This is a genomic window from Ehrlichia ruminantium (assembly GCF_009728835.1).
Taxonomy (GTDB): Bacteria; Pseudomonadota; Alphaproteobacteria; order Rickettsiales; family Anaplasmataceae; genus Ehrlichia; species Ehrlichia ruminantium_B.
Map to the genome: position 1 here is coordinate 611,999 of NZ_CP033455.1, position 15,765 is coordinate 627,763.

Genomic DNA, 15,765 nt, shown 5'->3' on the forward strand with positions numbered 1-15,765 from the left:
ATTTTAGTGTCAATTATAAATTATTTATAATTTTTTTACATATTTTTAAGGCATGTTATCAGGTATTATTATAGTTTAAAGCTGACGTGTTTTGGTTTTATATGGGTATTATTATTTAATGGTATTTGAAATAGTTTGAATGTATATCTACTACTAATATATATAACTGTAACATTAAGTCTAGAGTTATATTTTTTTACTTGTAATATCTATGTATTATTTGATATATTTTTGGTATTATTATACAGCTTGCAACTAAAAATTAAGAACATTTTTTTGTAATCAAATAGTTGAAATAGGTTTATAAGATAAAAGTTATCCATTAAGATGATGAATATCTTTATATTATTTTTTTTACAATGATGAGTTTATTTATAGCGGTACTCCTATACCCGTTATTGATTATCAGAATTTTACAAATATGTATTTTTTGATTCTCTACAGTTCTATTAAATTTAATGTTTGAGTGAGTGACTAAAATGAAATTGCAAAGTGTGATCTTACATACTAGCATTTTATATTTTATTGTAAGGAATAGGATATAGTTTATTCTTATTGTACACTTAAGATTTATCGTAATTACGCTACATTCTGTTAGCTATATCATCATTATTCTTTATGTCTAGTCATTGTTTATTTTGTGTTGGTTATAAAGGAATATGGTATAGTTTATTTTTATATATGTAATCAAGACCTGTAACTTGTTGTTTTTTTGCTAACGTTATATTGTAAAGGAATTGAATGTATTGATATAAGTTGCTTGTAATTTTGATGCTGTATTGTTTTGTCATTATTTACATAACTTTTTTTGTTAGTGCTGCTATAATAAATGAGTCTAAATCTCCATCTAATACTGAATTTACATTTCCAGTTTCATGTCCAGTGCGTATATCTTTTACCATTTGATATGGATGCATTACATATGACCTAATTTGATTTCCCCATCCTATATTGCATCTTTTGCTGTGTTCTTGTGCCATTTTTTTTTCTTTTTCCTGTAATTTTAATTGATATAGCCTGCTTCTTAACAGATTATGTGCTTCAGCTAGATTTTGGTGTTGAGATCTATTGTTTTGACATTGTACTACAATCCCTGATGGGATATGTGTTATGCGTACAGCACTTTCTGTTTTATTAACATGTTGACCGCCTGCTCCGGATGCTTTATATGTGTCTATACGTAGATCTTTATCATGAATTTGAATATCGATATTTTCATTCATGACAGGAGAAACTAATATGCTTGTAAATGTAGTGTGGCGCTTTGCACTTGAATTAAAAGGTGATATACGTACTAACCTGTGTATACCACTTTCAGTTTTTGACCACCCATATGCGTTATATCCTCTAATTTTAATTACTGCAGACTTTACACCAGTTTCTTCACCATCTAACTTATGTACAATTTCTGTTTTAAAATTGTGATATATTTCTGCCCACCTAATGTACATTCGTAGGAGCATATTAGACCAATCATTACTTTCTGTACCACCAGCTCCAGATTGAATTTCTATAAAACAATCGTTTTCATCTGCTTCCTCAGCAAATAGACATTCAACTTCTTTTTTTTTTACTTTTTCTCTTAATACTGTTAAACCTTCGGCTAATTCATCTAGGAGATTGTCACTATCATTATTTACTAGAACTAGTAGTTCAGTATAATAATTATACTCTTCTTCTAGTTCTGTAAATGAATCTATGATCTTGGATATTCTAGCACGTTCAGATAAAGCACTGTGAGCTGTTGAACTGTCGTTCCATAATGAAATGCCAGAACACTTTATGTTAAGATCAGCCAATAGACCTATTAGATTATCAATGTCAAAGGTAACCTCGAATTAGTTGTAAAGCTTTATTTAGATTTACTAATTCTTCGTCAATATAAGATTTAGTTACCATAATGTTAAGAAAAAAGTTAACTACTAGATTTTACTCGATTTATTAAAATGTACAATAAAAATAAACATAATAATAACTTTAACATAAATGCCATAATTAATAACTGATTATAGGATACAGAACCTATACCAGGAAAGCAAGTTATAAATCATTAATAAAATATTAGTTTTAATATGTAATTCCTATAGGTACTAAATTGACAGAATAGGAAAGATGATGAAATAGGCTATAGTATTATAGAATATATAATGTTAATACCTTTAAAATATAGAAAGTATTTTTCAAATTAATTGTAAATATGTGTTAATAGAGTTCGATAAATTTGGGAAAAAATAACTTACTAGACAATAATAATAATTTTTTAGTAACAGTATAAAGTATAAAATTATATATGTTATAGTGTTTTAATCTGAAAAAGTAAAATTACTATCTATGTATTGCACATCATCATTATTTTCTAATACATCCATTAAGTTTGAGATCTTTTTTTGAACTTCTTGATCATCTATTGTTATAATATTATTTGGTTTCCAAAATAGCCTAGAGAATTCTGCATCAGAGAATTTTTCAAATAATTGATCTCTAACGTTGCCAAAGTCCTGTACATTACATATTACATAATACATCTTTTCTTCGTCATGTTCATGTTCTTCAACATCTAGCGCCTGTAATTCTATAGCTGTATTAAAAAGAGAATCAAAGCTGTCAATACATGATGCTTTATATGCTATTAAACCTACATGGTTAAAAAGAAAACTAACATTTCCTGATTCTCCTAGTTTACCATTGTGTTTTGATAAAGCATGTCTTAATTCTGCTGCAGTTCTGTTACGGTTATTAGTCAGAGTTTGAATTATCAAAGCTATATTTCCTGGGCCGTACCCTTCATATACTACTTCTTCAAAATTATCTTGTTGATTATTTCCAGACGCGCTTTTGATGGCAGCATCAATTCTGTCTTTAGGTAAGTTTTCTTTTTTTGCAGTAACAATTGCGGACCTTAATCTAGAGTTAAATTCTGGATCTGGCAGTCCTTGTTTTGTAGCTACAATAATTTCCCTGATTAGTTTTGTAAATTTTTGAGCTCTTTTTGCATCTTGAGCTCCTTTACGATGTTTTATGTTTGCAAATTGTGAATGACCAGCCATGTTTATAACCTCTACTTTAAGATCTTTCCTGTGTATTTTTCTATCACACTTGCTACGTTTAAAATTCCTCCTTCATCATAATAATTACCAATTATCTGTAAAGAAAGAGGTAACCTATTTTTTGATAACCCTATTGGTACAGAAATAGCAGGTAATCCAGCTAGACTTGCTGGAACGGTAAATATATCATTTAAATACATAGTTAATGTATCAAATTGTTCATTCATAGCAAAAGCTTCTTTAGGAGTAGTTGGTGTAAGTATATAATCAACATTTTTAAATGATTCAATAAAGTCGTTCGTTACTAAACGTCTAATACATTGTGCTTTATTGTAATATGCATCATAATATCCTGACGATAATGCATATGCTCCTATTAGGATCCTCCTTTTTACTTCCGTGCCAAGATTATTTCCTCGTGTTAGTTCATACATTTCGTTTATGTTATCAGAAAATACACGTGTTCCATATTTTACGCCATCATATCTTGCAAGATTAGAGGATGCTTCTGCAGAGCATATGATATAGTACACAGGTAGTGCATAGCTTGTATGTGGTAAACTGATTTCTATAATTTCTGCACCTTCGTTTTCTAGGTATTTAATTCCTTTTAACCACATTTCTGAAGCTTCTCTATATTCTTGATATTTACTTGACAGTTCATATTCTTTAGGGATACCAATTCGTTTACCTTTAATAACATGTGTAATACTGTCTGAGAATTTAGGTACGGTCATGTTAGAAGAAGTAGAATCTTGAGTGTCATATCCACAAATTGGTTGTAGCATTAAAGCTGCATCTTTTACTGTACGTGTTAGTACTCCTGCCTGATCAAGGGAGCTAGCAAATGCTATCATTCCTAACCTAGAACATCTTCCATATGTTGGTTTTAATCCTACTATTCCACAAAATGCTGCAGGTTGACGTACTGATCCACCTGTATCAGTGCCTAAAGCACCAGCACATAAAAATCCTGCTACTGCAGCACTTGATCCACCAGATGAGCCTCCAGGTACTACATTTGCTCCGTCTTCTCTTACCCAAGGATTTTTTACAGGACCAAAACAGCTATTAGAATTTGATGAACCCATTGCAAATTCATCCATATTAAGCTTCCCTAGCATAACAGCACCACTGTCAATGAGCTGCCTGACTACAGTTGAATCATACTGTGGAGTAAAGTTCATTAATATATTAGAACATGCTGTTGTTTTGATATTTTTTGTACAGAATAAGTCTTTTATTCCGACTGGAATTCCAGTTAATGGAGTAATCTTATCTTGTTCATGTGTAAGAACGTGATCTGCTTTTTTTGCAGCAGCTAGTGCGATTTCTGGTGTTTTTGTGATAAATGCATTTAGCTTCTCATTATTTACAGCATCGATATGAAGTTGTGTAAGCTCTACAGCTGAGAATTCTTTCTTTTTTAGGTTTTCATGCATTTCTGCAATGGATAATTTTAAAATATCTTTCATGTTTGAGTAAATAGATCAGAGTGGCAGTAACTTATCATATTATCTATTATAAAACAATTAAATTTTTGATTAATATATTGCCTTAATTTTATATATCATGGCTATGTAAGATTATCTATTATTGATCAATTGGTATTAGCATATTTATTGCATGTTCACTTTAGTTTCGGTTTATTGAAATATATATTTGATACTATTGTGCAAGTGTATAATGTTTGTTATACGATATAATATGCAGTAGAAATTCTAATAATATTTATAAGATGTATTGATTATTTGGTAAAAGATATAATGGATTTATCCATTAATTCTTCTTATGTAATTATGAGTGTTTAGTAATTTTGATAGTATAGAAAATTTGGTAATGAGTACAAATCAATATATCCATAGAATTTTCTAGGTAGAGATGTAGAATAAGTATATATTGAATAAAAATGTTTATGATAACTTCTAATATCAAGATATAAAAAAAAGGTAAAAGCAATATAAATAATAGATGTTTTTAAGTCAACATCTGAAGTATAAGGAGAAATGATATGGTATATATGCCTCACTGGCCAAAACCTTTGGGTTTTAGGCCATCTGATATGGTACTTGATAGAATTGTAAAGTTACTAGATAATCTAGGAAGTCCTCAGAAAAAATTACCTCCGGTTATACATGTTGCTGGGACTAATGGTAAAGGTTCTACTATAGCTTTTTTACGTTATATTTTAAATGCTGCTGGTTTGAAAACACATGTTTATACTTCGCCACACTTAGTGGAATTTAATGAGAGAGTAATAGTTGCTGATAAGAAAATATCTGATAATTATTTATATGAAGCTTTAGAAATTTGTAGAGAAGCAAGTGTAGGTATCCCTGTTACTTTTTTTGAAGGTACAACTGCTGCTGTTTTTCTTGTGTTTTCTCAGGTTGATGCAGATATTGTATTAATAGAAACTGGGCTAGGGGGACGTCTTGATGCTACTAATGTATTAGATCCTATCTTAACTATTATTACTTCAATATCACTTGAACATATTGAAGTATTAGGTGATACTGTTGAACTAATAGCAGCAGAAAAAGCTGGGGTAATGAAGAAAGATGTAACGTGTATTATTGCTCCTCAATCGCAAGATTCAATAATGAAAGTTTTTGAATATTATGCAATGAAGAATAATGTTCCATTATATCGTGGTGGAATTGATTGGTTTTGTGAAAAACAAGACTCTAATATATTATTTAAAAATAGTGTTGATACTCTATCTTTTCCTTTACCTTCATTGCGTGGAGAACATCAGGTGATAAATGTGGGAAATGCAATTGCTGCTTGTAGTATACTTGCTGGTAAGTTTCATTATGATATAGATTATGATAATATTGCACATGGAATAACACAAACATATTGGCCTGCTAGGTTAGAAAAAATTACTACTGGTTTTTTGCATAAAATGATACCTCAATGTTGGGAATTATTTTTAGATGGAGCTCATAATCCTGGTGGAGCTAGTGTATTATCGGATTGGATAAAGGATAGTATAGTAGATGATTTATATGTTATTATTGGAATGACTCGAGATAAGGATAGTGCTGAGTTTTTGAGTTATTTAAAGCCTTATATAAAATTTTTATCTACTGTTTGTGTAAAATCTGAACCAAGAGCACAGACTGCAAATGAATTATTACAAGTGGCATTATCGTTAGATATTAATGCAGTAGCATCTGATACTTTAACAGATGCAATTTCTAAGATATTGGAAGTGGGTGATCATACTAAAAAATCTACAATATTAATTTGTGGTTCATTATTTTTAGCAGGTGATGTTATATTAGAAAATAATATGTATTAGCAATACGATATCAATTTGTTGTACTTTTTATATTTGTATGTGAAGAGTGATAACTGCTGCTATTTTTATATTATTTCATCATCTTGTAAATTTGTGTGTAATATTTTGATTAGTATGTTTTAAGAGATTTATTCTTGAATTTATCCATTGTCTTTATACCTTTTGTTTATGATTAGTGGTATGATATTCTGACTTTAGAATCTATGTTATTTAAAATTTACACTAGATCTTAAGTAACTTATCGTCGTATTTTAATAATGTACTTCATTAGTATAATACGTGTTATATACTTTTGTAGTAGTTTTATACTGCATATTATATATTTTATATTAAATTAAAATGAATAGTACTAAGGTAAATTTGTGTAATTTTATTAGTTGATATTTTTTATTGTATTTATTTAAGTTTATGTATAAATTATCAGAGATATTGTGATATTTACTTTGATCTTCTAATAGTATATACAGCCTAGTTTATTGTTAATTAGAAATGTTATTTTTGTATATAAAATAATTATTTACTTTGATATTTATAAGTGAATGATGAGTTGTGTGTTAGAAATTTTATATTAATTTGTGCTGAGAATTGGTGGTCGCTATTACTGTGAAATTTGTTTATAGTAAATGGGCAAGAGATTTTATATGCATTCTATAAGTTTTTAGATATACAGTATATTAAAGGCACTTCTTCATGTTTAAGTTAATGTATTATTATACTTAAATATTAGAATGTGTTAAAAATGTAAATGTTTTGTTTTTTATCTAACAATTAAAATGTTGGATATATTAGGTATAGTGTTATTATTAATTTCGTATATAAAAAATTTTTAGAAATGAGTAAAAGGTTATGTATGTTACTTTTATGTACTTTATAGATTTTTATAGATATATAGTATGTTAACATTATTTTTTAGTCTTGAGATTAATGTATAAATTATGTGTAGTGTTGAGATATGTTCAGTATATCAATGTTATGTTGTTTTAGTATATAATGCTTCTTGTCTTTTATTTTTTTATCTTACCATGATAAATGTTAGATACATTAGATTTAGTTTTATTATTATTAATTTGCATATAAGAAAATTTTAAAAATAGATAATTATGAAGGTATACATTGGTACACGAAGAAGTACTTTAGCTATCGCGCAAGCAATGGAAGTAAAAAATTTATTATGTAATCATTTTCCTGATATTAGTTTTCAAATTGTTAATATTACAACTTCTGGAGATATTAATAATGAAATTCCTCTAAATAAAATAGGTGGAAAGGGATTGTTTTTAAAAGAATTAGAAGAGGCATTACTAGCTGGAACAATAGATTTGGCTGTGCATTCAATGAAGGATGTACCAGCTTTTTATGATGATAGTTTGGTAATTCCTTGTATACTTGAACGTAGTAGCCCTTATGACGTTTTTATTTCATATAAATATAAAAGTATAAAATTGTTACCTGATAATGCAATTATAGGTACATCTTCTGTGAGAAGAAGAGTGCAGTTAATGCAATTGTTGCCTAATATACAGGTTGTGCCTATTAGGGGTAATGTGGATACTAGAATATTAAAATTAGATACAGAAGAATATGACGCAATAGTATTAGCAGAAGCTGGGTTAATTAGGATAAATAAAACTCACGTTGTAAAAGAAATATTAGATCCTAAAATTATGCTAAGTGCAGTAGGACAGGGAGCTATTGGAATTCAGTGCAGAGCTAGTGATTATAGGATAATAGAGATGGTAAAAATTCTAAATTGTAAGAAATCTTATGTTAGTGTTACAGCTGAAAGGAGTTTTATGAAAACTGTTAATGGTTCATGTAATACACCACTGGCAGCACTTGCTAAATACATTACTAATAATACTTTGCATATGTCATGCATGCTTGCAGATGAAAAAAAGATTGTATTTTCAGAGTGTTGCTTTGATGAATCTGATGCAGAAATATCAGGTATTAATATGGGTAATGACCTGATAAATCAGTTAAATAAGTAAATATGTTATTTATGGGATTGTCCGTACAGGTTTTGACATCTATTAATAAAATTTTTTTATTTAAATCAAGTTGGAAATTAATTTTGTTAAAACAGTAATTTATTGCAATTGTTTAATTTGTTATGAAAAGTATTTTTCTAAAAATTAAAAGAATCAAATAAAATGCAATTTTTAAACGCAACAGTAATTTGTGCAAAGAAAAAATACAGCAACTCATGGCGATAAATAAGGTTGTTAAAGTAGTTTATAAAGCCTATTAGATTACATATAGATGTATTGTTATGGGTTATAATACATTGAAATAGTATAGGGTTAATGTACTTATAAGCTGTATTTATAGTACAGTAAAATTTTATATAGGTTTTTTGTGCTTATTTGAAATTACTTAATGCTATGTTATAATAGTTTTATGTTAGATAACTTCAATTTATACGTTTACAGAGTGTGTCATCTATACTTGTGTAATTATATAATAAAGTTGTGTTTCTTATATATATGTTTTAATATTTATTTATTATATTATGATAATATTCTAGATTGTGTAATTATGTTATAAGGATTATAATTTTTATCATAAATAACTTTAGCATATTTCTATATAGATCTAATACCCTATCAATAAATGAAAATGAAGAAATGTTTAATTTTTTGTGTTTGATTGAATAAAATGTCAATAATTATGAAAATCAGTATTTGTTGATTAATTGTTATGTATGTTATAAATTAGTATAAACTTATAAATTTTAGAGATATTATGTCGTCAGAAGGTGATTATCAGTCAATATGTAATTTAGCTATTATTGCCCATGTTGATCATGGAAAAACAACTCTATTGGATGCTATGTTAAAACAAAGTGGTACTTTTAGAGAAAATCAAGATGTAGCTGAAAGAGTTATGGACAATAATGATTTAGAGCGTGAACGTGGTATTACTATTTTGGCTAAATGTACCTCTATTATGTGGCAAGGTAAGAAGATTAATATCATTGATACTCCAGGACATGCTGATTTTGGTGGAGAAGTAGAGCGTGTGTTATCGATGGCAGATGGAGTGTTATTATTAGTTGATGCTTCAGAAGGTCCTATGCCTCAAACTAAATTTGTACTATCAAAAGCATTAAAAGCTGGGTTATTGCCTATCGTAATTATAAATAAAGTTGATAGACCAGATGGTAGAATAGATGAAGTACTAGATGAAGTGTATGAACTATTTATGAACTTAGATGCTACTGATGAACAATTAGATTTTCCAATTTTATATGCATCGGGAAGGAGTGGATGGTGTATTAAAGATTTGTCTGATAACAGAGAAAATTTAGTTCCATTATTTGATGCGATTATTCAGTATGTTAAGCCTGTATCTTATGATGCCAATGCACCATTTAGTATGTTGTTAACTTTATTAGAATCAGATAAGTTTTTAGGAAGAGTATTAACAGGGAAAATATATACTGGTACAGCTAAGATTAATGATAGTGTCAAGGTCTTAAATCTTGCGGGTGAAGTTGTTGAATATGGTAAACTTACTAAACTTTTATCTTTTTCAGGATTGAAACGTGTACCTGTAAAAGATGCAAAAGCTGGTGATATCATTGCAGTTGCTGGTCTTGAGAAAGCTTCAGTATCTGATAGTATTGTTGACAATTCTATTAGTTTTCCTATTGCATCAACGCCAGTTGATCCACCGACTATGGCAATCACTATTAGTGTAAATGATTCTCCATTTGCTGGTACAGAAGGTGTTAAGTTGACATCTACAGTGATTAAAGCACGATTAATAGCAGAAGCTGAGACGAACGTAGCGATTACAGTTAAAGAAACAGAACAGGGTGATGCTTATGAAGTTGGTGGAAGAGGAGAGTTACAACTTGGAGTGTTAATAGAAACAATGAGAAGAGAAGGCTTTGAGCTTTCAGTATCTCGTCCTCGTGTTTTGTTGAAGAAAGATGATAAAGGACAGGTTTTAGAACCTGTAGAAGAAGTAGTGATTGATGTAGATGAAATATATAGTGGCATTATAATGGAAAAGTTAAGTCTGCGTAAAGGTGATATGCAAGACTTACGTCCATCAGGAAAAAATAGAGTGAGGATGGTATTCCTTGTTCCTTCACGTGGCCTTATAGGTTATCAAGGGGAGTTTTTAACAGATTCTCATGGCACAGGTATTATAAATAGGTTATTCCATAGTTATGCTCCACATAAGGGTAATATTCCTACTAGAAATAATGGTGTATTGATTTCTACAGATAAAGGTGAAGCAGTAGCTTATGCACTTTTTAATTTACAGGATAGAGGTATGATGTTTATTAAACCTCAAGATAAAGTATATTGTGGAATGATTGTTGGACTTCATAATCGTGAAAATGATATTGATGTGAATGTTTTAAAAGGTAAGCAACTAACTAATATAAGAGCTGCTGGTTCAGATGAAGCAGTAAGATTAACACCACCAAAATTAATGACTTTAGAGGAGATGATAGCATTTATTAATGATGATGAATTAGTTGAGTGTACACCCAAGTCTATTCGTTTAAGGAAGAAATATTTGGATCCTAATGAACGTAAGCGTGCTTTTAGAGCTAATAGGGTATAGTGTCTATAATTCGTATGTGTAAAAAAATATGTAGTTATTGTACTGTGCTTTTTATGTTTGTAAATGATAGAGAGAAGTTTGGTAGTTGATAGTCATTTTTAGTGTTATTGTAATTATAGGTTGGAATTGTGAAGCTATATAAAAAGACGTAAGGATTATGTTATACAGTTACAATTTACTATGAGAATATGCTAAATTACTTTTATAAAATAAGTATGTTTTAAAAAGTTTTAATTTGTTAGTGAAGCCTATATTTATAATTTATATATTTTATTATGTTAACTTATTGGTTTACTCGTCATAACAATTAATATTAGTATAATTTTTTTTGATTTAGTGTCAGTAGCTTTCGTACTGTTTCTGTGCTAATTTAAGGTTAATAAGAATAGCAATAACTTAGATAAAACTTCTAGATTTAATGATTATCTATATTTGACTATTTTACTATATTCTAGACATTTAGTTCATTTTTTTATGGGTTTGATATGTATAGTTCATATATTAGGTGATAATTTTACTAGTTATATGTACTTTTCATATAAAAAATAGGTCAATAAATTAGATTATGTACAGTATTTACATTTTATGTTTAGAGTAAGTAAGTAGAAAATTATAAAAAAACGGTATATAAATTCGCTGGTAAGTTGCTTAATCATTCTAATGGCTGAGTAATAGTATTAACTTTTTGTTCCTTATTATTGAGATCATACATAACAAATAGCTTATTTCGCATATCTAAAATCTCTTCATATTTTAGACACACATTTTTTAGCAGTTCTATTATGTCTTGGTTTTTACAAAGTGATATAATACCTATATCATGTTTAATTTTTTTACATTTGTTATCTAAGATAAATACTAACTTTTGTTCGATATATTGCAGGTCTTTTATTGCTGTGAAATCTGATTCTTGTAAATATTTAATTTGTATATTGAAGATGTTGATCATCTGCAATTTTATTTCAATAATCTCATTCAGTATAAACATTTATATACATTCCCATAGAAAAATATACTTTGCTATAGATCTTATGAAGATTATTGGTAAAATCTCTATCTCTTTTTTTAGTAGTGCAAAAAGTGCATATATAGTTAATACAAAATTTAGTATATATTTATTATGAAGAGAAATATATTAATTGATATATTAATGGTGATTTTCTAATAGAATTTGAAGTTCTTGATATATTAAATTCGGTTTTTTGTACTGAACCCTTTTATAAGTATATTATCATTTTTCAGGTAATATGATCTAACTTTATGTAATGAGTTATAGTGTAATACATATTTAGTACTGGGATTTTGTAAAATTTATCAGTTTTATAGAAATAATGTAATATATATTATATGCAAAGGTAAAATAATTTACTAAAATGTGAATTCAAATACACAATGATAAGACGTTCTAGTGTTATGTATGTCAATATTAAGAGGAATAATTTTTACTACTTTCTAAATAATTTCTTTTTTGCTTATAAATCTTATATACTTCAGTTGGTAATTGTATAATTGTTTTTTTTATTTTTACAGATGCTAATTCTATAAAATTTAATTTTTATTGTATATTAATTACTATGCTTATAAACAAGACTTCTGTGTAAAACCATAAAAAAAGTTATATAATGTTGACTATTATGAGCTAATAAGTTTATAGAATATAAAAGTTAAAGACGTATTAATTTAAAACACTATTACTATAAAAAACCATGAGAATGTAATGAATTATACAATAACTTGATAATTGTATATTAGTAAAATTCACTATTCTTTTTGATTCTTAAGTCAATAGCTTCTTCCCATATTTGTCCATTTTGTAATAGTTTACTTTTGTTATACATAAGCTCTTCTCGTGTTTCTGTTGCATATTCGAAGTTTGGTCCTTCTACGATTGCATCTACAGGACATGCTTCCTGACAAAATCCACAGTATATACACTTTGTCATATCTATGTCATACCTTACTGTACGGCGGCTGTTGTCAACACTACGTTCTTGAGCTTCAATTGTAATTGCTTGTGCAGGACATATAGCTTCACATAATTTACATGCTATGCAGCGTTCTTCACCATTTTTATATTTTCTTAATGCATGTTCACCCCTAAATCTTGTACTTAATGGATTTTTTTCTAACGGATAATTTAGCGTTACCTTTGGCTTAAGCATGTAACGTAATGTTATATACATACCTTTGCAGTTTATAACAAAACTATACGCTAAATTTATAATACTTGTAATCAGTGATGGTTTTGTGTGAATCATAAAAATTTTTTAATTAATTGCATGCCATATTCTATCCAATCTTAACTTAAAAGGTAAAGAACTACTATCCTCAGACTTTGTAAATGATAATGCTATTACCTGAGCTTTTCCTATTACGTTTTTTAGAGGAATATATCCTACATCTGTAATGAAACGGCTATCTCTTGAGTTATCACGATTGTCTCCTAGTACAAAAACATGACCTTCGGGTACAGTGTAGATTGGTGTATTATCGAGTTCACTATCCTGAATTTCATCTAATACTTCGTGTGTATTACCATTAGGTAAAGTTTCACGGTAACGAGGAATTGGTTTTCCATTATCTTCATCTATAAAATCACTAACTTTTTCATATTGCATTTTGTTTCCATTGATGTAGAGGAAACCGTTTATAAGTTGTATTTTATCGCCTGGTATCCCAATTACTCTTTTTATATAGTGAAGCCCTGGATCTTTAGGTGGACGAAATACAACTACATCTCCATGTTTTGGAGTCCTAGGTAAAATACGATCTTTAATAACTGGGGGATAGAAGGGAAAAGAATACCTGCTGTAGCCATAACTGTACTTGCTAACAAAGATATAATCTCCTACTAATAAAGTACTTTTCATTGAACCAGAAGGTATATGGAATGGTTCAAACAGAAAAATCCTAATTGCTAAAACTGTTAATCCAGCAAGGAAAAACGTTGAAATAAATTCGCGAATAGGGAAACTTTTTTTCAAGGTTGTACCATGAATTATTATATAGAGAAGCTACTACCACACCCACATTTAGATTTTGCACTAGGATTATTGACTACGAATCTAGATCCATTTATATCTTCAATATAATCTATTACAGAATGTTTCAAAAGATCATTAGATGTACGATCTACTAGCAATAAAGGTTTTCCTGTTTCTTCATCAAAAACACTGAACCTTGCTTCAGTATCTTCATCTAGATCATCGTCATCAAGAAAATCATAATCATCTTCGTCATCGAGAAAATCATCATCCTCGTCGTCACCATCGTCATCGTCATCATCACTGTCAGCAAGTAATGTATTGATGTTACCCATATTGAAGTTATACTTAAATCCTGAACAACCGCCAGCTGAAACTGACAAACACAGTAAAGAATCTGTATCTTCTTCTTGGTCTATTAAAAGTTTAATTTTGTTCACAGCATTTTCTGTAAGTGTTAAATCTGCATTTTTTAAGTTTGACATATGTACAATACCTAATTAAAAATTAACCCATAAATATATCATAGTTTTTATTTGTGTCAAATTACTTATGTTAAATTTAGAAAAATATGCATGTAATCCTTTAGAGACAAAAGGTAGGATATTCCATGAAAAGGAAGATTTATACCGTAGTTGTTATCAAAGAGATCGTGATCGTGTTATATATTCTGGCGCGTTTCGTAAATTACAGTATAAGACTCAAGTATTTATTAATTATGAAAATGATTATTATAGAACGCGATTAACTCATAGTTTAGAGGTTGCTCAAATTGCTAGATCATTGAGTAGGAGATTGTCTGTTAATGAAGATCTTACAGAAGCTATATCTTTGGCTCATGATTTAGGTCATCCTCCATTTGGGCATGCTGGAGAAGAGGCTTTAAACGAAATGACTGAGCATTATTTAGGATTTGATCATAATGTTCAAGCGTTAAGAATATTGACATTTTTAGAGAAAAGATATCTTAAGTTTGATGGTATTAATCTTACATGGGAAGCTCTTGAAGGTGTTGCTAAGCATAATGGACCTATTACTGGAAGATATTGTATAAATCCAGATAAAAAGGTTCACAAGTTTATATTAGACTATGATAGGGACTATAAATTAGATCTTGATAATTTTTCAAGTACTGAAGCTCAAATTGCAGCTATTTCTGATGATATTGCTTATAATATGCATGATATTGATGATGGCATAAGAGCGAAAATTTTAGTTGTAGATGAATTATTAGAATTACCTTTAATAGGGGAAATTTTAAAAAAAATTATAGATGATAATACTGGTTATAGCATGTCTGATCATAAAATCATCCAAGAATTTCTGAGGAAGACTGTGGATATTATGATAGAAGATGTAGTCTCTCAGGTTAAGAGTAATATTAAAGAATATAATATATCTTCGCAGGATGACGTTAGGAATTTAGGTAAAACATTTGTGACTTTTTCTGTAGAAATGATGCAATACCATGCAAATATAAAGAATTTTCTGAGATCTAAATTATATAATTATTATAAGGTAAAAAGGGTAAAAAATAAAGTAAAACGTATAATTCAGGAATTATTTAAAGCGTTTTATGATGATCCACAAATATTACCACATGAGTGGAGTATTCAAGCAATGAATACTGATTTAATGAATAGATCTATTGTAGTATGTGATTTTATTTCTGGAATGACAGATCGTTTTGCCATTCAAGAGCATAGAAGGATATTTGATATAAAATATGAAATGCAGTTGTTTTAAATAAATTAAATCTGACAGCTTATATATACTACAATTTTAATATTATTAATCCAGGTTTCAATCTTTTTTTAATTAGATAGTGCTATCCTTATTGCAG

Annotated in this window: 11 protein-coding genes; 4 read left to right on the top strand and 7 right to left on the bottom strand. The window is 28.7% G+C overall.

What is annotated here, in order from left to right; translation table 11 throughout:
• Positions 1-794: 794 nt before the first annotated feature.
• The 3 genes from prfB to gatA form a co-directional block, all read right to left on the bottom strand.
• A protein-coding gene (gene prfB, locus EDL80_RS01970) for a peptide chain release factor 2 (protein ID WP_158406532.1) occupies positions 795-1,899 on the bottom strand; the annotation gives its coding sequence in 2 pieces (ribosomal slippage) (positions 795-1,823 and positions 1,825-1,899; 1,104 coding nt in all).
• Positions 1,900-2,303: 404 nt separating this feature from the next.
• Positions 2,304-3,047 carry a YebC/PmpR family DNA-binding transcriptional regulator gene (locus EDL80_RS01975; protein WP_158406533.1) on the bottom strand — a complete coding sequence of 248 codons (744 nt, stop codon included), beginning with the start codon at positions 3,045-3,047 and terminating at the stop codon, positions 2,304-2,306.
• Between the two features lie 11 nt (positions 3,048-3,058).
• Positions 3,059-4,522 carry an Asp-tRNA(Asn)/Glu-tRNA(Gln) amidotransferase subunit GatA gene (gene gatA, locus EDL80_RS01980; protein WP_158406534.1) on the bottom strand — a complete coding sequence of 488 codons (1,464 nt, stop codon included), beginning with the start codon at positions 4,520-4,522 and terminating at the stop codon, positions 3,059-3,061.
• A 536-nt stretch (positions 4,523-5,058) separates the two neighbouring features.
• Here gatA and EDL80_RS01985 point away from each other — a divergent pair.
• From EDL80_RS01985 to typA, 3 genes are all read left to right on the top strand, one after another.
• On the top strand, positions 5,059-6,354 hold the full coding sequence (locus EDL80_RS01985) for a bifunctional folylpolyglutamate synthase/dihydrofolate synthase (protein WP_158406535.1): 1,296 nt from the start codon (positions 5,059-5,061) through the stop codon (positions 6,352-6,354).
• Between the two features lie 1,100 nt (positions 6,355-7,454).
• Positions 7,455-8,345 carry a hydroxymethylbilane synthase gene (gene hemC, locus EDL80_RS01990; protein WP_158406536.1) on the top strand — a complete coding sequence of 297 codons (891 nt, stop codon included), beginning with the start codon at positions 7,455-7,457 and terminating at the stop codon, positions 8,343-8,345.
• 754 nt (positions 8,346-9,099) lie between these two features.
• Positions 9,100-10,938, top strand: a complete 1,839-nt coding sequence (typA, locus tag EDL80_RS01995; RefSeq protein WP_158406537.1) for a translational GTPase TypA — start codon at positions 9,100-9,102, stop codon at positions 10,936-10,938.
• Positions 10,939-11,590: 652 nt separating this feature from the next.
• Here typA and EDL80_RS02000 read toward each other — a convergent pair.
• The 4 genes from EDL80_RS02000 to EDL80_RS02015 form a co-directional block, all read right to left on the bottom strand.
• The gene (locus EDL80_RS02000; RefSeq protein WP_158406538.1) at positions 11,591-11,926 is read right to left on the bottom strand and encodes a hypothetical protein; all 336 of its coding nucleotides are present in this window, start codon (positions 11,924-11,926) and stop codon (positions 11,591-11,593) included.
• A 760-nt stretch (positions 11,927-12,686) separates the two neighbouring features.
• Positions 12,687-13,196: an NADH-quinone oxidoreductase subunit NuoI gene (gene nuoI, locus EDL80_RS02005; protein ID WP_158406539.1), complete on the bottom strand. Its 510-nt coding sequence runs from the start codon at positions 13,194-13,196 to the stop codon at positions 12,687-12,689.
• A gap of 9 nt (positions 13,197-13,205) precedes the next feature.
• Positions 13,206-13,922 (bottom strand): signal peptidase I, encoded by a 717-nt coding sequence (gene lepB / locus EDL80_RS02010; protein ID WP_158406540.1) that lies wholly within the window; start codon positions 13,920-13,922, stop codon positions 13,206-13,208.
• 17 nt (positions 13,923-13,939) lie between these two features.
• Positions 13,940-14,407 carry a HesB/IscA family protein gene (locus tag EDL80_RS02015; protein WP_158406541.1) on the bottom strand — a complete coding sequence of 156 codons (468 nt, stop codon included), beginning with the start codon at positions 14,405-14,407 and terminating at the stop codon, positions 13,940-13,942.
• Positions 14,408-14,474: 67 nt separating this feature from the next.
• Here EDL80_RS02015 and EDL80_RS02020 point away from each other — a divergent pair, with 67 nt between their 5' ends.
• The gene (locus tag EDL80_RS02020) at positions 14,475-15,668 is read left to right on the top strand and encodes a deoxyguanosinetriphosphate triphosphohydrolase (RefSeq protein ID WP_158406542.1); all 1,194 of its coding nucleotides are present in this window, start codon (positions 14,475-14,477) and stop codon (positions 15,666-15,668) included.
• Positions 15,669-15,765: the final 97 nt, after the last annotated feature.

Excerpts from the sequence above, each read along its gene's own strand:
- EDL80_RS02015 (WP_158406541.1), bottom strand. The coding sequence starts at position 14,407 with ATGTCAAACTTAAAAAATGCAGATTTAACACTTACAGAAAATGCTGTG.
- EDL80_RS02020 (WP_158406542.1), top strand. The coding sequence starts at position 14,475 with ATGTTAAATTTAGAAAAATATGCATGTAATCCTTTAGAGACAAAAGGT.
- EDL80_RS02000 (WP_158406538.1), bottom strand. The coding sequence starts at position 11,926 with ATGTTTATACTGAATGAGATTATTGAAATAAAATTGCAGATGATCAAC.
- gatA (WP_158406534.1), bottom strand. The coding sequence starts at position 4,522 with ATGAAAGATATTTTAAAATTATCCATTGCAGAAATGCATGAAAACCTA.
- nuoI (WP_158406539.1), bottom strand. The coding sequence starts at position 13,196 with ATGATTCACACAAAACCATCACTGATTACAAGTATTATAAATTTAGCG.
- typA (WP_158406537.1), top strand. The coding sequence starts at position 9,100 with ATGTCGTCAGAAGGTGATTATCAGTCAATATGTAATTTAGCTATTATT.
- hemC (WP_158406536.1), top strand. The coding sequence starts at position 7,455 with ATGAAGGTATACATTGGTACACGAAGAAGTACTTTAGCTATCGCGCAA.
- EDL80_RS01975 (WP_158406533.1), bottom strand. The coding sequence starts at position 3,047 with ATGGCTGGTCATTCACAATTTGCAAACATAAAACATCGTAAAGGAGCT.
- EDL80_RS01985 (WP_158406535.1), top strand. The coding sequence starts at position 5,059 with ATGGTATATATGCCTCACTGGCCAAAACCTTTGGGTTTTAGGCCATCT.